We start from the raw sequence: 20,442 nt of genomic DNA, 5'->3' as shown, positions 1-20,442 counted from the left end.
TCCGACTTGGTACGACGGATACCTTTAGGTCGTGCAGCCAGCAAGTGAACCCCCCCAGCCGACCTCCGGCCGTCTCCATCGGGCGCGTGTCCTCTACCGGAACGTGTCGAAGCGCAGGACCGCCTGGCTGTTGCTCAAGGACACCGTCAATTCCTGCATCGAGTACCGAATCCTGGGTCTCGCGGCCGAGGCCGCGTTCTTCACGCTGCTGTCCGTGCCACCGCTGCTGCTCAGCATGATCGGCCTCCTCGGCTACGTGGACGACTGGACCGGCACCGACACCATCTCCAGCCTGGAGACCAACCTCCTGGAGGCCTCACGCACCGTCCTGTCCGACAAGGGCGTGCGCCAGATCGCCCAGCCGATCCTGGACGACGTGATGAAGGGCGGCCGCCCCGACGTCATCTCCGTCGGCTTCCTGTTCGCCCTGTGGTCGGGGTCGCGGGCGGTGAACGTCTTCATCGACACCATCACCGTGATGTACGGCCTCGACGGCGTCCGGGGCATCGTCAAGACCCGGATCGTGGCCTTCCTGCTGTTCCTCGCGGCCCTGCTGATCGGCTCGGTGGCGCTGCCGCTGATGGTGGCCGGGCCGGACGCGGTGGTGCGGATCGTGCCCTGGTCGGAGACGGTGGTGCAGGTCCTGTACTGGCCCGTGGTGATCGTCCTGTCGATCGCCTTCCTGACGACGCTGTACCACGTGTCCGTGCCGGTCCGCTCCCCGTGGATCGAGGACGTGCCCGGCGCGCTGGTCGCCCTCGGCATGTGGGTGCTGGGCAGCTTCCTGCTCCGCATCTACCTCACCAACACGATCGAGGGCGCGACGATCTACGGCTCCCTCGCCGCCGCCGTCGCCGTGCTGCTGTGGATCGGCGTGTCCGCGTTCGCCGTGCTCGTCGGGGCCGCGGTCAACGCCGCGATCGACCGCGTCTGGCCGGCCGCCGCGACGGCCGCGGCCCGCGCCGCCAACGAGCGGCTGCGCGAGGCCCAGGTCGCCGAGTACGTGGCCCGTACGGCCGCCGCCCACGAGCACGATCCCGACGACCCGGACATGCCGTCGGAGTTCCCCGAACGGTGGACGCGCTTCCTGCCGCCGGAGGACGTGTCCTCACGCCTGCGCACCCACGTGAAGAGCACGCATCCCCCGCACAAGCCGGAGGACTCGTAGCCCCCTGAGGACACTCAGGCCTGCCACACCCCCGCCGCCGCGGCCTCCCTCGCGAAGTCGGCGAAGTCCCGCGGCTCACGGCCGAGCACCTCGCGGACGTCATCCGTGACATGGGCATTGCGGCCGTCCATCAGCGTCTCGAAGACCTCGATCAGCAGCTCGACCTCCTCGGGCGGGACGCCGAACCCGGCCAGGGCCTCGCCGTACGCCCGCGTCGGAACCGGCGTGTACGTGATCGTGCGGCCCGCCGCCCCGGAGATCTCCGCGACCGCCTCCCGCCAGGACAGCAGCCGCGGCCCGGTCAGCTCCAGCGTCCGCCCCGCATAGCGGTCCCCGGACGTCAGCGCGGCCACCACGACGTCCGCGATGTCCCGCACGTCGACGAAGGGCTCCTTCACCTCAGCCGCCGGGAAGACCAGCTCGCCGTTGACCATGCCCTCCACCAGCGGCCCCTCGCTGAAGTTCTGCGAGAACCACGTGCCCCGCACGATCGTCCACTGCGCACCGGACGCCTTCAGCGCCGCCTCGGTCGGCAACGCCTGGTCCTCGCCGCGCGCCGACAGCAGCACCAGCCGCCGTACCCCGAGCCCCACCGCCTCCCGGGCGAGCGCGCCGACGCCCTCGGCCGCCGCCGGGGAGCCGACGTCGGACGGGTACATCAGGTACGCCGCGTCCGCGCCCCGCAGGGTCCGCGCCCAGGTCGTCGGGTCCTCCCAGTCGAAGCCCTGCGCGCGGGAGGCGGCCCGTACCGTGAGCCCGGCCGCGCGTGCCGCCCCCGCCACCCGGCTCCCGGTCCGCCCCGAGGCCCCGGTCACCACCACGGTCGTCTGCGTCTTCGTCGTGTTCTGCGTCATGCCTCCAGTCAACGGTCGCGCGGCCGGGCGGCCCATCGCTGAACGGCTCATTCCCATGCGCACGCGTCTACGCTGACGCCATGGATGCCCTTGCAGGCCTGCTGGAGGGTCCACGCGCGCGTGGCGCCTTCATGATCCGCGCGTGTTTCGAACCGCCCTGGTGCGTCCGCATCGAGGACCGTGCCCCGCTCACCATCATGGTCATGGTCCGCGGCGACGCCTGGATCGTCCCGGACACGGGGGAGCGGGTGCGGCTGCGGGCCGGTGACCTCGCCATCGCGCGCGGCCCGGACCCGTACCTGTGCGCCGACGACCCGGCGACCCCGCCCCAGGCCCTCATCCTGCCGGGCGCCGAATGCCGCTACCCGGACGGACGCTCCCTCAACGGCTCCATGGACCTGGGCGTGCGGACCTGGGGCGACCGGCTGGACGGCTCGGCCGTGATGCTCATCGGTACGTATCTGTGGGAGGGCGAGATCAGCGGGCGGCTGCTGAACGCCCTGCCGCCACTGCTGTCGCTCACCGCCGACGTGTGGGACTGCCCGCTCACGCCGTACCTCATGGAGGAGATCGTCCGCGACGAACCCGGCCAGGAGGTCGTCCTGGACCGCCTGCTCGACCTGCTGGTCATCGCCGCGCTCAGGGCCTGGTTCTCCCGTCCGGAGGCGGAGGCCCCCGCCTGGTACCGGGCACTGGCGGACCCGGTCGTGGGACGCGTCCTCCGCCTGGTCCAGGACGATCCCGCGCACCCCTGGACGGTCGCCTCCCTCGCCGCCAAGGCGGGGGTGTCGCGGGCCGCGCTCGGCCGGCGCTTCACGGAACTGGTCGGCGAGCCGCCGATGACGTACCTCACGGGGTGGCGGCTGGCGCTGGCGGCGGATGCGTTACGTGACACCGACGACACGTTGGACGCGATCGCGAGGAGGGTCGGGTACGGCAGCGCGTTCGCTCTGTCCGGTGCGTTCAAGCGGGTGTACGGGGTGAGTCCGCAGGAGCATCGGGGGCGGGTGGAGGGGGGACCGTGACACGTAGCCTGGCTTACATGTACGCGGAGCGGCCGTCCCGGCTCACCGGTGCCGTCGTCTGGACGAACACCCTGTCCGGGGCCGGCTCCGGACGGGTCCTGCCCGACGGATGCATGGACCTGCTCTGGAACGAGGGACGGCTGCTGGTCGCCGGGCCCGACACGCGCGCGTACGTCATCGACAGCGAGCCGAGTACCTGGGTGGGGCTGCGTTTCCACCCGGGCGCCGCGCCCGCGTTCCTCGGTGTGCCGGCGTACGAACTGCGCGACCGGCGTGTGGAGCTGACCGAGCTGTGGCCCGCCGCGGACGTACGGCGACTGCAGGGCCGTCTCGCAACGGCAGCCGACCCGGCGACGGCGCTCGAAGACGTCGTACTGGAACGCGCGGCCCCGCCGGACCCCCTGCTGACCGGGCTGGTCGAGGCCCTCCACGCCGGCCGCCCGGTCGCCGCGACCGCCGATGAGCTCGGGCTCGGCGCACGCCAGCTGCACCGCAGGTCGCTCGCCGCCTTCGGCTACGGTCCCAAGACGCTGGCCCGGATCCTGCGGCTGCAGCGCGCGCTCGCCCTGGCGCGGCGCGGAGTTCCCTTCGCCGAGGCGGCGGCCCGCACCGGGTTCGCCGACCAGGCTCATCTCGCCCGGGACGTCAAGGAGTTGGCGGGCCTGCCGCTCGGTGAGCTACTCGGCCGGCGGGGCGGCTAGCGGCGCGAAGAGGTCCACGCCGTTTCCGTCCGGGTCGTGCACGGTGGCGTACCGCTGGCCCCAGAAGGCGTCCCACGGCTTGAGCTCGCCGTGGTGGCCGGCGCTCACCAGCTCCTCGTACACGGCGTCGACCTCGGACGGGTCGGCGCAGCGCAGCGCCAGTGCGTGCCGGCCGCTGCCCGTGGGCGGCTGCCACTGCGGGAGGAAGGACCGCACGGTGTCCTCGGTGTCGAGCATCAGCCGCAGTCCGCCCGGCAGAGGAGCCTCGGTGTGCGGCTCGTTCTCGGCGCCCTCGGGGAAGGCGAAGCCGAGGCGGCGGTAGAAGGCGACAGCGGCGGCCATGTCGGAGACGACGAGGCCGATGGCGTCGAATCGTGGAGTCATGCGGCCACCGTAGGCAGCCGGGGAGCGGCCGGTCTTGAAGGAATCGGACACCCGGAAGGCATCGAGCCCTAGCGGAAGGTCACCGGACCACGCGGCGTGTCCACCGTGAAGGACATCCCCACCGGTCCCGTCGTGAGGGCGAGGTCGGTGCCGAGGGCCGACAGCAGGGGCCGGATCTCCTCCGGCTCGGGGGCGGTCGCCGAGAGGGACAGCAGGGGGGTGGTGGGCAGGCCCGACGCGGTGGGGTGGACCGAGGTGCCCCAGTCGATGAGGAAGGGGACGAGGCCGGAGGGATGGGCGTCGTCGCCGTCGGTCAGCCGCCACTGAAGCAGGGTGCCGTCGGGTCTGCGGCGGCTCATGGCCTGCGCGGGCCCGGGATCGTAGCCCTGGGCCCGGGCGGCCGCGATGGCGGCGTCCAGGTCGGGCGGGCTGATGGCCCAGGTGACCGTGCGCGGGGAGGTCAGCCCGTCGACGTCGAAGGGGCGGGGCTGCCCGGGCGCGGTCTGCTCCGGATCCGGGCCGATGATCTCCAGATAGCTTGTGCCGCCCAGTGACACCAGGTAGTTGCGGGTGCCGAGCCCGACATGCACCCCGCCCGGGGCGGGGGTCACGCCGGTGCGCCGGGCGAAGTCGGCGACCGTGGCGGTCAGGTCGGGGGCAGCGAGGACGAGATGGTCGAGAAGCGGGGGGATGGCGTTCATCGCTGCCGAGGCTATGCAGAGCGGCCCGGATTATGGAACACCTGTGCGTCAAAAGGGATATGACGGTCCGTTATGGATCCGCGATCACTCGTCGAAGACGACGGTTCCGTCCTCCAGCAGCGTCGGGTGGATCTTCATGGGGCCGTATTCGTCGACGTCCGAGGGGCGCGGGGGCTCCGGGCCGTCGGGGCCCATGCGGACCATGCGTTCGACGCGGCAGATCCGGAACGTCCGCCCTGCCACACGGGCCTCGTCGGCGCGCTCCAGCGCCCGGAACTCCTCGGCCGCCTTCTCGTACACGGCCCTCTTCCCGTCGTCGAACCGGTACAGCATGGGCCACATCTCGACCATCGCGTCATGGAGCACGCGGCGGGCGTCGTGCGCAGTGGCCTGGAGCGCGAGGGCCGGCTGCCAACCGGTTCGCTCGCGCTCGACCACGCCGAAACAGGTGGGCAGCAGCACGACCCGCGGGTGTGAGCGGACCGCCCGCTCCGAGTCACGGCGTACGTCGGCGGGGAAGCGCACGCCGTGGTACGCGAAGCCGCGCAGCCCCGCCCGCATGGCGCCCGCCATGGGCCCGTCGCCCGTGGGGTCCGGGTCGAGGACCAGGTCCAGGTCGGGGGAGGGGGTGTGGTCGGCGCGCAGCTCCCAGGTGCGTTCGGCGGGCTCCGGGTCGGTGGGCCGGGGCGGCTCCAGCCGGTCGTTGCCGTCGCAGCGCGTGAACTCGTCCCCGCGCACGATCCGGTACCGCATCCCGCAGGCCTCGACCTCGTTCACCGCCTTGCCGTCCAGCACGTCCACGGCGGCGAGCAGTTCACGGCGCACGGCCGGATCGTCGGTGTCGTCCTTCGCGCGGAACCACAGACAGGTGTTCAACGAGTCCCGGCACATCTGCGGCATCCCGTTCACGACCGGCTTGAGCACCCGCCACTCGGGCCCCACCGCCGGATCCTGCACGGCGACCCCGAACACCGGCCCCCGCAGCGCGAACCCGGGATAGCGCAGAGACGCGTCCACCGCGTCGGCCTCTCGCACCAGGGCAGCGGGGTCGTCGCGCCGCATCAACTCGGCGTGGAGCGCGCGGATCTGTTGCTGCCAGTCATGGGTCATGCGCGCATTGTCGCGGCGGTTCGGGGTGCGCACGGGGGTGAACCGACCCAACAGCCCGGGATGTTGGACCATCGCAGGGACGGGCCCGAGCGGCAAGGGTCGCCCACCCGGCGGCCGAAATTTTCGGATCACCGGCAGCCGTAGGACCCCGGCTCCGGCTCGCCTAGGCTCGACCCCATGTCCGCCCGGCTCCTCGTCTGCACCCGCACCACCGCCTACCGGCACGCATCCATCCCGGCCGGCGTCGAAGCCGTCCGCACGCTCGGCGACTTCGAGGTGGACCACACCGAGGACCCCGCGGCCTTCGAGGATCCCCTCGACGGCTACGCGGCCGTCGTGTTCCTCTCCACCAGCGGCGAGGTGCTCACCGCCGCCGGGCGCGAGCGGCTCGCCGCGTACGTCGAGTCGGGCGGCGGCTTCGTGGGCGTGCACGCGGCGGCCTGCACCGAGTACGACTGGCCGTACTACGGCGAGCTGTTGGGCGCGCGGTTCGACCGGCACCCCGAGTACCAGCCCGGCAAGGCGGTCGTCGAGGACCGTGACCACCCCGCCACCCGGCACCTTCCCGCCGTATGGGACTTCGCCGACGAGTGGTACGACTTCCGGACCAACCCGCGTGGTGCGGTACGGGTGTTGGCCCGCGCCGACGAGTCGTCGTACGACGGAGGCGGCATGGGCGCTGATCACCCGCTGGTGTGGTGCCGCGAGCAGGGCTCGGGACGCGTCTTCTACACGGCTCTCGGCCATGCCGCCGAGGCGTACGACGACCCGGACTTCCGCGCGCACCTGCTCGGCGGGATCACCTGGTCGGCGAAACGGGGCCGGAGCGCGGTCGCGCCCTGAGACGGCACGATGGGGACATGCGTCCGATCTTCGCCGGCACCGCAGAGCTCACCGAGGTCCCTGCCGTCGCGGTGGTGATCGACGTGATGCGCGCCTTCACCGTGGCGGCCTGGGCGTTCGCCGGCGGGGCCGAGAAGATCGTCTTCGTCGATTCACTGGCCCAGGCGCTGGACCTGAAGGCAGGCCATCCGGGCTGGCTGGCGTTCCAGGACGGCCCGCCCGTGCCGGGGTTCGATCTCGCGAACTCCCCGGCCATGCTCGGATCCCTCGACGTACAGGGCCGCACAGTGGTGCAGAAGACCACCGCCGGCACCGTGGGGGCACTCGCGGTCGCCGACGCGCAGGTGCTGCTCTGCGCGAGCTTCGTCGTGGCGGAATCGACCGCGAGCTTTCTGCGGCAGCGGCAGCCGGACGAGGTGACGTTCGTCATCACCGGGCGCGACGGACGGGCCGAAGAGGACATGGCGTGCGCTCAGTACATCGCCGCGAAGGTCACCGCACCGGCCGTGGACGCTGCCCCGTTCCTCGGCCGTGCGAGGAACTCCGCCGCCGCCGAGGACCTCGCCGAGGGGGTGCGGCGTGGCTATCGCGGGATCCATCCGCAAGACGTGGAGCTGTGCCTCGAGGCCGACAGGTTTCCGTTCGCCATGACGGCGGCCTGGGAGGACCCGGGCATGGTGCTGCGTCCGGTGGCTGTGCCGCGGACGTGGTGAACCCCGGCGCGTTCCTCCCGCGCCGGGGTTCGCCCCGTATGGTCGGCCTCACCCGGCCACGTTCAGTGGCGCGGCCTGCGGAGCGTGCGGAACTGCGGGCCGTAAGTGGTGTGCGGGGCGTAGGCGATCGGGGTCTCCATCAGTTCCACGGCGGGGTGTTCCAGTGCGCGCATGGCGTGGACGGCCGTGTTCAGGGTGCGGTGGCCGCCGCCGGCCCAGGCGTCGTCGAGGCGGTCCAGCACGGTGCTGTAGGTGGCGTCGAAGCGGTACAGGAGCCGCTGCACGGCCACCGGCGGGTTGGGCCAGCCGCCGGCCGGGACCGGGGCCATCGGGCGCACGTCGGGGAAGGGCACGGGGGCGCCGACGTACCTCCAGCCGTCGTCGGTCTCGCGCAGTTCCCGGCCGTGATAGATCTCGCCGAAGGCGTAGTAGTGCGCCGGGTGGTCGTCCTCGAAGGGATCGGCCGGGGAGCTGTCGGTGCCCTCGCCCTGCTCCTTGATGATCTCGATGGCCCGCTCGACGTCGTCGAGGGTCTCGACCGGCCGCAGGTCGTCGCCACCGACGTACTCGGACAACTGTCCCCGCACCATCAGTTCCGGCTCCTGCATCCGGAACGCCTGCAACACCCCGGAGTAGAACTCGCCGACGGTGGGCGAGGCCTGCGCGTTCCGGGTCAGCGGCTCCTCCGGGGCCTCGATCGCCATCATCACGTCGCGCACGAAGGGCTTGGTCAGGCCCGCCAGATAGACGGTCACCCCGGCCCGCACACCGCCGGGCAGCGGGCCCGGGAAGGCGGGCGCGGCCGCCTTGATCTGCGGCCGTCCGCCCACGGCCGTGAGCAGGTTGCAGACGATGCTCAGGTGGTACATCTCGTCGCCGACGATCCGCCGGATCATCCGCGCGACCTCGCTGCGACGGTCCTTGACTGACCACCAGCCGCACAAGTACGGCGGGATGGTGGCGAGTTCGAGCCCCACGGCGATCTGAAGGGCCGACCTGATCCACTGGACTCCGCGATCCTGCTCGGGAACGGCCAGCAGACGGGCCACGGCCCCGAGCCGGGGCGCGGCCGGCGGCCCCTCCGCCGGCACCGCGGCAGCCTGCGCGTCACCGGCGATCGCCGCCTGAGCTCCCGCCGCCACAGCAGCCGACGCCAGGAACGCCCTGCGCCTGAACGGAGCCACCACCGGCCTGTCCGGCTCTTCGCTCATACCCGTCACCCTCGCCTCACGTCACAGCCCAGACCCGGTGTCTCGGCTCGGTACCCCCGGACCCCCCTGACAGATCGGGAAGCTAGCAGGCGAAAGTGTCACTACCAGGGCATACGGGACGAACGTCGCGTCGACCACCCTCTCGGTCGAACGACGGGACGCACACGCGGCCAGGGAGACTCAGCAGGGCGACCGGTCGCGCGGACCGGCCGTGCTCGACCGCTCCACCAGCCGCGTCGACAGCTCCGTCCGCGTGCTCTCCGGCCGGTCCCCGTCCATCATCCGCACCAGCAGACGCAGCGCCGTCGCGGCCATCTCCGACAGCGGCTGGCGGACCGTGGTGAGGGCCGGGCTGATCCAGCGGGCCTCCGGCAGGTCGTCGAAGCCGACGACGCTCATGTCGTCCGGCACACTCAACCCCCGCTCCGCCAGCGCCTGGTAGACCCCGAGGGTCATCCGGTCCGAGCAGACGAAGACGGCCGTCGGCGGTTCGGGCAGGTCGAGAAGGTCCAGCATGCGGCGGTGGGCGACACTCTCGTCGAAGCCCGCGTGACGGACGTACTCGGGCCGGTGCCGTATCCCGGCCGAGGCGAGCGCGGAGCGGTAGCCCGCCACCCGGGCGTTGCTGCACATCTTGCGCTGGTGACCGGCGACGACGGCGACGCGTTCGTGGCCGAGCGCCAGGAGGTGCTCGGTCGCCGTCACCCCGCCGTGCCAGTTCGCCGCCCCCACCGACACCACACCCGGCGGAGGCTCCAGCACCGGGTCGATCATCACGAACGGGATGCGGTGCTGCTCCAGCCACGCGTACTGCGACGCCGTCAGTTCGGCCAGATTGAACAGCACTCCGGACGAGCCGCGCGCGGTGAGCTTGTCCAGCCACCCCCGCTCCGGGCGGCCGCCCCGGGTGCGGGTCAGGCCGGCGGAGACCACGACCTCCAGCCCCGCGTCGTGGGCCGCCGCCTCCACCCCGTGCAGCACCGCGCCCGACCAGGAGGTGTCCAGCGAGTGCACGACGAGGTCGACCAGGCCCGGCGTCTTCGCCGCGTCGAAGCGGGGTCTGCGGACGTAGCCGAGCCGGTCCAGCGCCTCGGTGACCCGGCGGCGGGTCTCGGGGGCCACGTCCTCACGGCCGTTGACCACCTTCGACGCGGTCGGCACGGACACCCCGGCCTCGCGGGCCACGACCGCCAGGGTCGGCCCGGCCGCCACGCTCGCACTGCCCGTACGGACCATCGGGAACCACCTCTCCGGCCCGCCCGAGGGCCATGAAAAGTTTTCGACCAGCGCGGAAACAGTAAGCGCTTCCTACCCTAGGTTCACCGCAAGGAGTCCGGAAGAGGACGGCGTTCGCACGGTCCGCACGGGCTTCGCCTTTCGAAACCTCGAACAGGCTCAGGGCCGTCGGCAGGTCAGGCGGAATCCCGTGAAGTCGGCCGTGAACGCCGAGTCGACGAGGTCCACGGCATGGATGCCCGCCATCGACCCGGTGAAGCGCAACCTGGAGCCGTAGTCGTCGGAGAGCTTGGTGAAGTCCAGCGGCGGCCCGACGGGCACCCGGACGCCCCCGAGGACGTACCAGAACCGCGCCTCGCCGGCGTCGATCGTCACGCCGAGCGTCAGCGGCCCTTCCGCGTCGACGTCGACGACGGCCGCCTGCCGGGTGCCGGACTCCTCCCGCTCCACGAGGCTGAGCACCGTACGGCCGCCCCCTCGCCACTGCTGCCCGTGCTGCTCCTCGCCCTCGGGCTCCGCCCAGGTGAGGTCGAGGCTCAGATACGCCTCTGTGCCGTACCAGAGCACCAGACCGGCGGCCTGCGTGAACGTGCGCGGCCGCGCCGCCACGGTGACCTCGGCCTCCGCACGGTGCTCGGTGATGCGCTGGGCGAGCAGACTGTGCGCCCAGCGGGACTCGGGACCGTGCCGCCCGCGCAGCCGGATCCAGCCGGGGCGGGCGGTGGTGTCGGCCCAGCTAGGGTCGGCGTATCCGCGCAGGCTGCTCCAGGGCCAGCCCCATGGCTCCGCCTCGTCGGCGAGGCGGGTCTCCGGATCGGTGGGACGCGTCGGTACGTCGACCTCGACCGCAGTCGGTACGTCGACCTCGACCGCAGGATGCGAACCCCCGTGCCGCAACCTCGGACGACCCTCCGCGTCCCACCTCACCGCCTGGATCGCCGTCTCCCGCCCGAGCGTGCAGCGCGGGCCGTCCGGCGTGTGCAACGGACGGGCGGTGAGATGGCTCAACACCCACTCGCCGGCCGGCGTGCGGACCAGCTCACCGTGACCGGCCTTCTGCAACGGCAGCGACGGATCGTCGCGCGACGTCAGCAGGGGCAGGTCGTCGAGTTCGTACGGGCCGGTGATGCTCCGGCTGCGCGCCATGCGCACCCCGTGCTCGAAACCCGTGCCGCCTTCCGCCAGCAGCAGGTGGTACCAGCCGTCCCGGCGCACCAACTTCGGCCCCTCGACGAGCCGTTCGTGCTGGAGCAGCAGGTGGGTGCCGCCGGCCGGGGCCAGTGTCTCCCGATCGAGCTCGGTCAGCACGATCCCGGCGAAACGGCGGCCGCCGGGGCGGTGGTCGTTCTGGAGGTTGAGGAGCCACAGCCGCCCCTCGTCGTGGAAGAGCGCGGGGTCGAACCCGTGGCTGGGGAGGCGGCGCGGCGCCGTCCAGGTGCCGTCGATCGTCGTGGCCGTACTGACGTATGTGTCCGCGTCGAAGTACGGCGTGCCCACCGAGCGCACCACCGAGTACACCACCCAGAACCGCTCACCGTCCCAGCTCAGCGACGGAGCCCAGATGCCGCCCGAGTCGGGGACACCGGCCAGCGAGTCACCGGGGACCGCGCCCCGGACGTGGCCCGCGTACTCCCAGTGCGCCAGATCGCGGGAGCGGTGGACCGGGATCGTCGGGTACCACTCGAAAGAGCTGGTCGCCACGTAGTACCACTCGCCGGCCCGGACCAGGGAGGGATCCGGGGCGAAGCCGCGGATCACCGGGTTGTGCAGCCGGGTCACTTGAGGGCCCCCAGCGTCACACCGGTCCGCCAGTAACGCCGCATCGCCACCATCATGATCGCCATCGGGATGATCGACAGCAGGGCGCCGGTCAGCACGAGGCTGGTGACATCGATCCCCGATTCCAGGCGCTTGCCGGACCAGTTGTACAGACCCAGGTTGAGGGTCCAGTTCTCCTCGCCGCGCAGGACGGTGAGGGGCAGGAAGAACGCGTTCCAGGTGTTGACGAAGGCCAGCAGGAACACGGTCGCACCGCCCGTCGTCATCATCCGCAGCACGATGCTGAAGAAGATCCGCACCTCACCGGCGCCGTCGATACGGGCCGCCTCCAGCAGCTCGAAGGGGATCGTGGCCTCGGTGTAGACCTTGGCGAGGTAGACACTGAACGGGTTGATCAGGCAGGGGATGAGCATCGCCCAGGGGGTGTCGACCATGCCGATCGCCGAGAAGAGCAGGTACAGCGGCAGGGTGAGCAGCGCGATCGGGATCAGGAAGGAGCCGACCACGCACGCGAACACCGCGCCCCGCCCGGGGAAGTCGAAGCGGGCGAGTCCGTAGCCGGTGGCGAGCGCGATGAGCGTGCCGCCGAGGGAGCCGACACCGGCGTACAGGAACGAGTTGGCGGTCCAGCGCAGGAAGATGCCGTCCTCGTAGGTGAAGACCTGCTGCAGGTTGTCCCACAGGTGCCAGCCGGAGAACCACAGCCCGTTGCTCTGATACAGGCCCACGCGGTCCTTGGTCGCCGCGATCATCAGCCAGTACACGGGGAAGAGGCTGTAGGCGCTGGCCAGGACCAGACCGAGCAGGAGGAAACGCTGGCCGCCGCGCGAACGGGAGGCGGGGTCCGGGCCGGCGAGCCGTCGCACGGTGCGTCCGCGCGGCGGCACGGCGGCCGTTTCCGCGCCGTTCTCCTTGACGTTTTCCGTCAGCGCCATCAGTCCGCCTCCCTCGAGGTCAGCCGGTAGAAGAGGAAGGACGCCACACCGAGGATCAGGGCGAGCAGCACCGAGAGGGCCGCGGCGTAGTGGTAGTTGCCGGCGTTGAACGCCTGGTTGTAGATGATCATGATCGGGGTGAAGCTGTCGCTGACGGTCTGCGGGGTCACGTTCCGGAAGAGCGCGGGCTCATTGAAGATCTGCAGCATCTGGATGATCGACAGCAGCGCGGTCAGGACGAGCGCCCCGCGCACGAACGGGATCTTGATGCTCAGCGCGATCCTCATCTCGGACGCACCGTCAAGGCGTGCGGCCTCGAACAGCTCGCGGGGCACGCCCTGCAGAGCCGCGTAGATGATCACCATGTTGTAGCCGATGCCGTGCCAGGTCAGCAGATTGCCGATGGCCGGCCACACCATGGACGGCGCGAAGAAGTTCCAGTCGAACCCGAAGAGTTCACCGATCGGCGTCAGCGGACCCACCTCGGGGCTGTACAGGTTGATCCACACGATGGCCGCGACCACGCCGGGAATCATGTACGGCACCAGCAGCAGGATCCGGAACCGCCCGGCCACCCTGGCGCTGACCGCGTCCAGGAACAGCGCCAGCACCAGGCTGACGAGCAGCATGAACGGAATCTGCACACAGGCGAAGAGAACGACCCGCAGGATCGACGTCATGAACGCCGAGTCGGTGAGCCCGTTCTGATAGTTCTCCAGACCCACGAACTCCGTGGTCGCGCCACTCAGCCCCAGCCCGGACTGCTTCCGCAGAAACAGCGACTGGTAGACGGCGTAGCCGATCGGGAGCAGATACAGGAAGACGAAGCCGAGCTGGAAGGGCACCGTGAAGACGGCACCCTTCCAGCGCTGGGAGCGAATCATCGACTCTGCCTCAGCCCTTGACGTTGATGCCGCGCTGCTTCAGGTCGCCCACCGTCCACTCCTGCATGTGCGCCAGGAGGTCGGTGACCTTCTGTTTCTTGCTGACGACCTGGGCCCACTGGTCCTGCATCTCCGTGAACATCGCGGTCCAGTTCGGCCCGAAGGTCCAGTCGGTGGTGACGGTGCCCAGGCTGTCCGTCACGATCTTCTTCGCCGGTTCGTAGTTCTTGCCGAGCAGCTTCTCGGAGACCGCCTCGGAGACGTACGAGTCGCTGTCGGCCAGCGCCGGCATCACACCGCTGCCGGTCTCCGGGCTCGCCATGATCTTGACCGGTTCCGGGTCGGTGGACATCCACAGCGCCGCCCGGGCGGCCTGCTCCTTGTTCTTGCACTGCTCGCTGACCAGCGTCAGATTGCCGCTCTGATTGGTCCCGGCCGGCGTCTTGGCCGCCTCGCCCTCGAAGGCCGGCCACGGTGACAGCGCCCAGTCGCCGAAGGACTTGGTGAAGTTCTGCACCATGCCGGACATCTGCCAGGTGGAGATCTGCCGGGTCGCGGTGCCGCCGTTGTCGTAGTTGCGCTGCACAGCGGCGTAGTCCGCGAACGACAGCTTCGAGTTCAGATCATTGTCGATGATCTCCTGGATCACCTTCGCGGCCTTGAGGGTGCCCGCGTCCTGGAAGTTCACCTTCCAGGAGTCGCCGTCGATGCTGTACCAGTGCGCCCCGGCCTGCATGGCCAGCACCTCCAGGGTGCTCGGGTCCTCACCGGCGTAGTTGGTGATCTTGATGTCGTGCTTCTTCAGCTCCTTGCCGGCGGCGATGAAGTCGTCCCAGGTGGCAGGCGGCTTCAGGCCGTACTTCTGGAAGATGTCGGTGCGGTAGATGGTGAAGGCGGGCGCCGAGGCGGTCGGCACGCCGTACACCTTCCCCTGGACCTGCCCGGTGGCCCACGACCCGGCGTTGAACTCGTCCTTCTCGCCCTCGACGTACTGCGTGATGTCGGCGAGCGCACCCTGCGAGACCCAACTGGTCACGTATTCACCGGTGTTCTGCAGCAGACAGGGCGCGTTGCCCGCCTTGACGGCGTTGGTCAGCTGCTTCTGCATGGTCAGCTGATCGGTGACCTTCGTGTACTTGAGCCGGACGTCCTGGTGCGAGGCGTTGAACGCCTTGACGACGGCCTCCTGCCCGTTGGCCCAGCCCCAGAAGTCGAGGGTGACCGGGCCGGAGCCGTTGGACCCCGACCCCGAGTCCTGGGAGTCGTTTCCGCCGCAGGCGGTGAGCAGACCTGTCAGAGCGATTCCCGCGACGGCGGCGGAGGCGAACCTTCTCCGGGGGCTGGTGAAGTTCATCTGACCGTGATCCTTCGGAATGAGAGCGTTCATGAGAACAGCGGCGGCTCGGTGGCGCGGGCCAGGAACGGCGGCCGGAAACCATCGGCTCGCGTTGCGGGGGGTCGGCCAAGCGGAAGCTGTAGTAAGCGGTTGCAGGGAAGGTAGGCCGAGGGTTTGGCTCATAGCAAGAGGTGCGCGGAAATTTGTTACGCCGGCGTGTCTGTCGGGTGGTCGGCGGCCGGGCGTCGGCCGCACTCGACCTGCGGCAGAAAGTCGCAGGTCACAGGCGCTTTCGCTGACATTGAGGAGCCCCAGGCGCACTTCCTGAGGGGGCCCGCGCAGGCGGGCGAATGACGCGGAAACCGATTACGAAAACACGCGCAGCGAGACCGACGCCGCAGCGAGACCGAAGCCCTGTGCGTGCTAGGTGCGCTGGGCAGGCGGCTGGACGGAGTTGCGTACGACGACATGGGTGCCCAGCACCACATGCTCGCCGTCGCTGCCCTTACGGCGACTTCCGTTGCCCTCGCGCCGGTCGGCGACCGCGCGCAGCGCGACCCGGCCCATCTCCTCGTACGGCACATGCACGGTGGTGAGTTGGGGTGTGAGCTGGGAGGCGAGCGGGATGTCGTCGTACCCCACGATGGACACGTCCTCCGGCACCCGCAGGCCCGCCGCGCGCAACGCCTGCATGGCGCCGGCGGCGACCACGTCCGTCCCCGCGAGCACGGCCGTGAAGTCGAGCCCTTCGCGCAGGACTTCCTCGACGGCCTCGTACCCGTGCTCGTAGTCGTACGGCCCGTGCCGCACCATGCCCGGGTCGAACGGCACCCCGTAGGCCTCGAAGGCCCGCCGGGCTCCCGCCAACCGCCCTTGCGCGGTGGTCAGTTCGGCATGCCCCGGCAGCACGAGCACCCTGCGGTGCCCGGCGGACAGCAGATGGCTGGCCATGGCATGGGCGCCGCCCTCGTTGTCGTAGTCGACCGTCGTCGCGGGCACGTCCCCCTCCAGCGGAGGCCTGCCGACCAGCACGAGATGGGATCCGGCCGCGTCCAGCGACCGGGCGAACCGGGCCATGCGCAGCTGGTACTCGTCGTAGTCGTACGCCCCGCCGAGCAGCACCACGGCGGCGACACCCTGTTGCCGCATGAGGTTGACCAGGGCGAGCTCCCGCTCGGGATCGTCACCGGTGGTCCCCACCAGCGACAGCCAGCCGCGCAGCGTGGCGGCACCCTCGACGCCCTTCGCCACGTGGGCGAACGCGGCGCCGGTGATGTTGTTGATGAGGATGGCGACCGTCGGCGTACCGCCGCCGGCCAGGGAGCGGGCGTGGGCGTTGGTGACGTAGTCCAGGTCCCGGACGACCTTCATCACCTTGCGGCGCAGGTCCTCCGACACCGGGTAGTTGCCGGACAGCACACGGGACACGCTGGCGACGGAGACGCCCGCGCGCTCCGCGACATCCCGGATGGTGGCCCGGCCGGCATCGCCGGACGCCTTGCGCTGACTCACCCTTGCGGCTCCTTCACCGTCGCGCCTGCCTCACCGGAGGAGCGGCCACCTGGCCCGGGGGACCGGTGCCGAGTCATACGGCCGGAAAACACGCCCCCACTGATACGGAAACCGTATCCCATGCCCATCCCGGCCCACGGTGCCCGCGGGATTCGGGGCGGTGCGCACGCCCGTGTACTGGGCCCGCGGGATGCGGGGCGGTGCCCGCCCCGTGCACTGTGCCCGTACGACGCCGGGCGGGTCCCGTCCGGCCGCACCGTCTTCATAGGACGCCGGGCGGGTACCCGTCCGGCCGCATTGTCTCCATGGGACGTCGGGCGGGTGCCCGTCCGGCCGCATTGTCTTCATGGGACGTCGGGCGGGTGCCCGTCCGGCCGCATTGTCTCCATGGGACGTCGGGCGGGTGCCACCCAGCGGCACTGTCTCCATGGGACGTCGGGCGGGTCCCGTCCGGCCGCACCGTCTTCATAGGACGCCGGGCGAGTGCCCACCAACCTGCACCGGGCCGACGACACCGGCCGCGAGGGAGCCGAAGGGGCGCGCCGGTGTCGAGAGACCGAACGCGCGGAGGCCCGAAGGGCTGAGCACGATCGGTCTCTCGACACCGGCATGTGGCGCCCCGCAGGCGACCGAGCCAGACATTCGGCACCCCAGCCCCAAGCCCCCGCAGCCACATCCCGTTCACGCAACCCGAGCCAGATCGGCCCGCCGTACCTCATGAACCAACGGCACCCCCGCGACCAGCCGCTCCAGCTCCTCCACGACGATCCGCCCGAGCCGCTCCAGCTCGTTCCCCAGCGACCCGGCGATATGCGGCGTGAGAAACACGTTGGGCAGGTGATACAGAGGCGACCCGGCAGGCAGCGGCTCCGGCTCGGTCACGTCAAGGACCGCGTGCAGCCGCCCGGACACCAGCTCATCAGTCAGCGCCCCGGGATCGACCAGCGCACCCCGCGACGTATTGATCAGCACGCCCCCGTCCCGGATGAGGGCGAGCCGGTCACCGTCGAGCATGCGGTACGTCTCGGGGATGTCCGGCGCATGCAGGCTGACGATGTCGCTGTGCCGCAGCAGATCGTCCAGCGACAGCAGTTCGGCCCCCAGCTCGGCGGCCTCGGCGGCACTGACGTACGGGTCGTGCAGTAGCACGTCGAAGTCGAACGGCCGTAGCAGTTCCAGCAGTCGTCGGCCGACCCGCGACGCCCCGATGACGCCGACCCGGCGGCCGACGTTGCCGGTGGCCGCGGTCTCGGCGTGGGTCGGATAGGCGTGTGTCGTGCGGAAGCGCTCCCGGTGGGTGAAGGTGTCCTTCCCGGTGAGCAGGATCATGGCCAGCGTGTACTCCGCGACCGGCAGCGCGTTGCCGGTCACCGCGCTGGAGACGGTGACGCCCCGCTGCCACAGTGCCTCTCCGACCAGCGTGCGGACCGAGCCGGCGGCGTGCAGGACGGTGCGCAGCCCGGGCGCGGCGGCTACGGCGTCGGCGTCGAGGTGGGGGCAGCCCCAGCCGGTGATCAGCACCTCGGCCTCGGACAGGGCGGCCGCGGACGCCGGGTCGGCGAAGTCCTGCACGACGAGCTCGGGGTCGAGGTCGGCGGTCTTCCTCAGCCGGGACATGAGCGATGCCGGGAAGAGCAGGGGGAGGTGCACTGGATCCATGGCGAACACGGCCCTGGGTGGCAGGGGGCTGGGCATGACTCTCCTAACGGGCTTGGGGGCAGGCAGAAACATTTTCAGAAAGCGCCTTCTACCGTAGATCTGCGGCGAACGGCCGGTCAATCGGTTGGTCGGGTTGTGCGCATGCAGGCTCTGTGGAGTCGTTTCCGCCGCGTACGCGGCAGTTATGGCGGCGCGGACACCGGCGCGGACACTGGCGTGGACGGCATGGAGTCGCGACACGGCGGCCCCGTTGGGCCTCGGCGCGTATGTCCTGACTCGCGCGGTGGCGAAATCGGTTACTGCGTTTTCCCGCCATCAAGAGGACCCTGAGGGTGGCAAGGTCGACGACCGGCAACCGGTTTCACGCCGCGGCCCCAGGACATCTGTCAACGGCTCGTCGCCAGGAGCGGTGATGCTTCCGAGCAGGTGCGCAGTCGCCGTGGTCACCCATTCTTTTCGAAAGTCCGTCAAGGTTCTTGACGCGGTTTCCGGACAGGAAGAAGCTCTGCCCCACTGCATGACAACCGGTTGCTAACGCGCCCGCCCCTGAAGGGACCGCACCATGAACAATTCCGAGAGCACCGGACTGTCCCGGCGCACTCTCCTCCAGGCCGCGGGCGCCACCGCCGCCGCGTACTCCCTGATCGGCGCCGCGACCGGCACCGCGAGAGCCGACGGCGCTCCCGCCTCCGACACTCCCGCCTCCGCCGACAAACTGCTGGTCCACGCCATCCCGAGCGGGGTCCCGACCAACTCCAGCTTCTCCGTCAAGGCCCGTACACGGGGCGGCGCATGGCAGACGGTGCCCGTCTACCGCGCCAGGGCGAAGCAGATCAACGCGGACACGGGCAGCGGCCCGGTCTTCAACTCCTCCGTCGCCACCTTCGACTTCGAGGGCACCGTCGAGGTCGCCGTCACCTCGACCAAGGGCGCCATCGGCTCCGCACGGATCCGCCCGCTGTCGTACGGCACCGAGTTCACGGTGGACGGCGCCACGGTGACCTTCACCCTCACCGAGCCGCGCAACCTCTCCCTCGAGATCGACGGCGAGCTCTTCGACAACCTGCAGCTGCACGCCAACCCGGTCGAGGAGAACGCCCCCGATCCCGACGACCCGGACGTCATCTACTTCGGTCCCGGCCTGCACAAGACCACCGACAACGTGGTGAAGGTGCCCAGCGGCAAGACGGTCTACCTGGCCGGCGGCGCCGTGCTGACCTCCCGGGTGGAGTTCGTGGGCGTGGAGAACGCCCGGCTGACCGGCCGCGGTGTGCTGTACAACTCGCCGAGCGGTGTCCTGCTCCAGTACTCCAGGAACATCGAGATCGACGGCATCACGGTGCTCAACCCGAGCAGCGGCTACGCCTGCACCGTCGGCCAGTCGAAGCAGGTCACCATCCGCAACCTGCACTCCTACAGCCACGGCCAGTGGGGCGACGGCATCGACGTCTTCTCCAGTGAGGACGTCCTCATCGAGGGCGTCTGGATGCGCAACTCCGACGACTGCATAGCGATCTACGCCCACCGCTGGGACTACTACGGCGACTGCCGCAACGTCACCGTCCGCGACTCCACCCTCTGGGCGGACGTCGCCCACCCCGTCAACGTCGGTACGCACGGCAACACCGACAAGCCGGAGACGATCGAGAACCTCGTCTTCAGCAACATCGACATCCTCGACCACCGCGAACCGCAGATGGACTACCAGGGCTGCATCGCGCTCAACCCCGGTGACAGCAACCTGGTCCGCAACGTCCGCGCCCAGGACATCCGGGTGGAGGACTTCCGCCGGGGCCAGCTGCTCAACATGCGGGTGATGTTCAACAAGTCGTACAACACCTCGGTCGGCCGGGGCATCGACGGCGTGTACATCCGCAACCTGACCTACACCGGCACGCACGCCGCCCCGTCCGTCTTCGTCGGCTACGACGCGGACCACGCGATCAAGAACGTCACCTTCCAGAACCTCGTCATCAACGGCAGGTTCATCGGCAACGGCATGAAGAAGCCCGGCTGGTACAAGTTCACCGACATGATGCCGGGCTACGCCAACGAGCATGTGCTGAACACCCGGTTCCTCAACTCCACCGAGGCCACGTCCACCGCCGCGCCCGAGATCACCAGCCCGGACCAGGCCACGGCCACCAAGAACCAGGTCTTCAACCACCTGATCACGGCCTCCGAGCTGCCGACGTCGTTCGACGCCGAAGGCCTGCCGAAGGGCCTGGACATCGACACCGCCACCGGTCTGATCTCCGGCACCGCCAAGGACAACGTCGGCACCTTCACGGTCACCGTCTCGGCCGCCAACAGCGTGGGCACCGCCACCCAGACCCTCACGCTCACCGTCCGGCACGCGTGACGCGCCCCCTCAGAACCATGGAGTCACCC

Annotated in this window: 18 protein-coding genes; 6 read left to right on the top strand and 12 right to left on the bottom strand. The window is 70.4% G+C overall.

The annotated features are described in order from the left end of the window. Positions 1-31: 31 nt before the first annotated feature. Entirely contained in the window at positions 32-1,168 is a 1,137-nt protein-coding gene (locus ACIBU0_RS12135; RefSeq protein ID WP_398815651.1) for a YihY/virulence factor BrkB family protein, read from the top strand. Positions 1,169-1,182: 14 nt separating this feature from the next. On the opposite strand, the gene ACIBU0_RS12130 is transcribed toward ACIBU0_RS12135, so the two are convergent. After that, positions 1,183-2,022, bottom strand: a complete 840-nt coding sequence (locus ACIBU0_RS12130; RefSeq protein WP_398815648.1) for an NmrA family NAD(P)-binding protein — start codon at positions 2,020-2,022, stop codon at positions 1,183-1,185. A gap of 80 nt (positions 2,023-2,102) precedes the next feature. Here ACIBU0_RS12130 and ACIBU0_RS12125 point away from each other — a divergent pair, with 80 nt between their 5' ends. Both ACIBU0_RS12125 and ACIBU0_RS12120 read left to right on the top strand, forming a co-directional pair. Further along, positions 2,103-3,047, top strand: a complete 945-nt coding sequence (locus ACIBU0_RS12125; protein WP_398815645.1) for an AraC family transcriptional regulator — start codon at positions 2,103-2,105, stop codon at positions 3,045-3,047. Between the two features lie 17 nt (positions 3,048-3,064). Next, on the top strand, positions 3,065-3,748 hold the full coding sequence (locus tag ACIBU0_RS12120; RefSeq protein WP_398816877.1) for a DUF6597 domain-containing transcriptional factor: 684 nt from the start codon (positions 3,065-3,067) through the stop codon (positions 3,746-3,748). Here the strand turns inward: ACIBU0_RS12120 and ACIBU0_RS12115 are convergent. The 3 genes from ACIBU0_RS12115 to ACIBU0_RS12105 form a co-directional block, all read right to left on the bottom strand. After that, entirely contained in the window at positions 3,725-4,132 is a 408-nt protein-coding gene (locus ACIBU0_RS12115) for a VOC family protein (RefSeq protein ID WP_398815642.1), read from the bottom strand. The genes ACIBU0_RS12120 and ACIBU0_RS12115 overlap by 24 nt on opposite strands. Before the next feature lie 68 nt (positions 4,133-4,200). Further along, positions 4,201-4,833 (bottom strand): VOC family protein, encoded by a 633-nt coding sequence (locus ACIBU0_RS12110; protein WP_398815639.1) that lies wholly within the window; start codon positions 4,831-4,833, stop codon positions 4,201-4,203. A gap of 84 nt (positions 4,834-4,917) precedes the next feature. Beyond that, a complete protein-coding gene (locus ACIBU0_RS12105; protein ID WP_398815636.1) occupies positions 4,918-5,943 on the bottom strand; it encodes a DUF5954 family protein in 1,026 nt (341 codons plus the stop codon). A 177-nt stretch (positions 5,944-6,120) separates the two neighbouring features. On the opposite strand from ACIBU0_RS12105, the gene ACIBU0_RS12100 reads away from it, so the two are divergent. Together ACIBU0_RS12100 and ACIBU0_RS12095 are read left to right on the top strand one after the other, a co-directional pair. Then, positions 6,121-6,786, top strand: coding sequence for a ThuA domain-containing protein (locus ACIBU0_RS12100; protein ID WP_398815633.1), 666 nt, complete (start codon positions 6,121-6,123; stop codon positions 6,784-6,786). Between the two features lie 17 nt (positions 6,787-6,803). Beyond that, entirely contained in the window at positions 6,804-7,499 is a 696-nt protein-coding gene (locus ACIBU0_RS12095) for a 2-phosphosulfolactate phosphatase (RefSeq protein ID WP_398815630.1), read from the top strand. Positions 7,500-7,561: 62 nt separating this feature from the next. On the opposite strand, the gene ACIBU0_RS12090 is transcribed toward ACIBU0_RS12095, so the two are convergent. The 8 genes from ACIBU0_RS12090 to ACIBU0_RS12055 all read right to left on the bottom strand — a co-directional run bounded on the left by ACIBU0_RS12090 (position 7,562) and on the right by ACIBU0_RS12055 (position 18,087). Next, positions 7,562-8,710 (bottom strand): ferritin-like protein, encoded by a 1,149-nt coding sequence (locus tag ACIBU0_RS12090; protein ID WP_398815627.1) that lies wholly within the window; start codon positions 8,708-8,710, stop codon positions 7,562-7,564. A gap of 180 nt (positions 8,711-8,890) precedes the next feature. Continuing rightward, the gene (locus tag ACIBU0_RS12085; protein ID WP_398815624.1) at positions 8,891-9,946 is read right to left on the bottom strand and encodes a LacI family DNA-binding transcriptional regulator; all 1,056 of its coding nucleotides are present in this window, start codon (positions 9,944-9,946) and stop codon (positions 8,891-8,893) included. A gap of 159 nt (positions 9,947-10,105) precedes the next feature. After that, on the bottom strand, positions 10,106-11,725 hold the full coding sequence (locus tag ACIBU0_RS12080; protein ID WP_398815621.1) for a family 43 glycosylhydrolase: 1,620 nt from the start codon (positions 11,723-11,725) through the stop codon (positions 10,106-10,108). Next, entirely contained in the window at positions 11,722-12,660 is a 939-nt protein-coding gene (locus tag ACIBU0_RS12075) for a carbohydrate ABC transporter permease (RefSeq protein WP_398815618.1), read from the bottom strand. Before ACIBU0_RS12075 ends, ACIBU0_RS12080 begins: the two co-directional genes overlap by 4 nt. Beyond that, positions 12,660-13,544, bottom strand: a complete 885-nt coding sequence (locus tag ACIBU0_RS12070; RefSeq protein ID WP_398815615.1) for a carbohydrate ABC transporter permease — start codon at positions 13,542-13,544, stop codon at positions 12,660-12,662. Before ACIBU0_RS12070 ends, ACIBU0_RS12075 begins: the two co-directional genes overlap by 1 nt. 10 nt (positions 13,545-13,554) lie before the next feature. Beyond that, positions 13,555-14,898 carry an ABC transporter substrate-binding protein gene (locus tag ACIBU0_RS12065; protein WP_398815612.1) on the bottom strand — a complete coding sequence of 448 codons (1,344 nt, stop codon included), beginning with the start codon at positions 14,896-14,898 and terminating at the stop codon, positions 13,555-13,557. Between the two features lie 405 nt (positions 14,899-15,303). Beyond that, positions 15,304-16,392, bottom strand: coding sequence for a LacI family DNA-binding transcriptional regulator (locus ACIBU0_RS12060; protein WP_398815609.1), 1,089 nt, complete (start codon positions 16,390-16,392; stop codon positions 15,304-15,306). A 681-nt stretch (positions 16,393-17,073) separates the two neighbouring features. Continuing rightward, positions 17,074-18,087, bottom strand: a complete 1,014-nt coding sequence (locus ACIBU0_RS12055) for a hydroxyacid dehydrogenase (protein ID WP_398815606.1) — start codon at positions 18,085-18,087, stop codon at positions 17,074-17,076. Between the two features lie 526 nt (positions 18,088-18,613). On the opposite strand from ACIBU0_RS12055, the gene ACIBU0_RS12050 reads away from it, so the two are divergent. Beyond that, on the top strand, positions 18,614-20,413 hold the full coding sequence (locus ACIBU0_RS12050) for a glycosyl hydrolase family 28 protein (RefSeq protein ID WP_398815603.1): 1,800 nt from the start codon (positions 18,614-18,616) through the stop codon (positions 20,411-20,413). Positions 20,414-20,442 lie beyond the last annotated feature (29 nt).

The organism is Streptomyces sp. NPDC049627, from assembly GCF_044465645.1.
In the GTDB taxonomy this organism is placed as follows: Bacteria; Actinomycetota; Actinomycetes; order Streptomycetales; family Streptomycetaceae; genus Streptomyces.
Note: the sequence above shows the minus strand (reverse complement) of the source record. Positions and strands in the feature narration are given on the sequence as shown.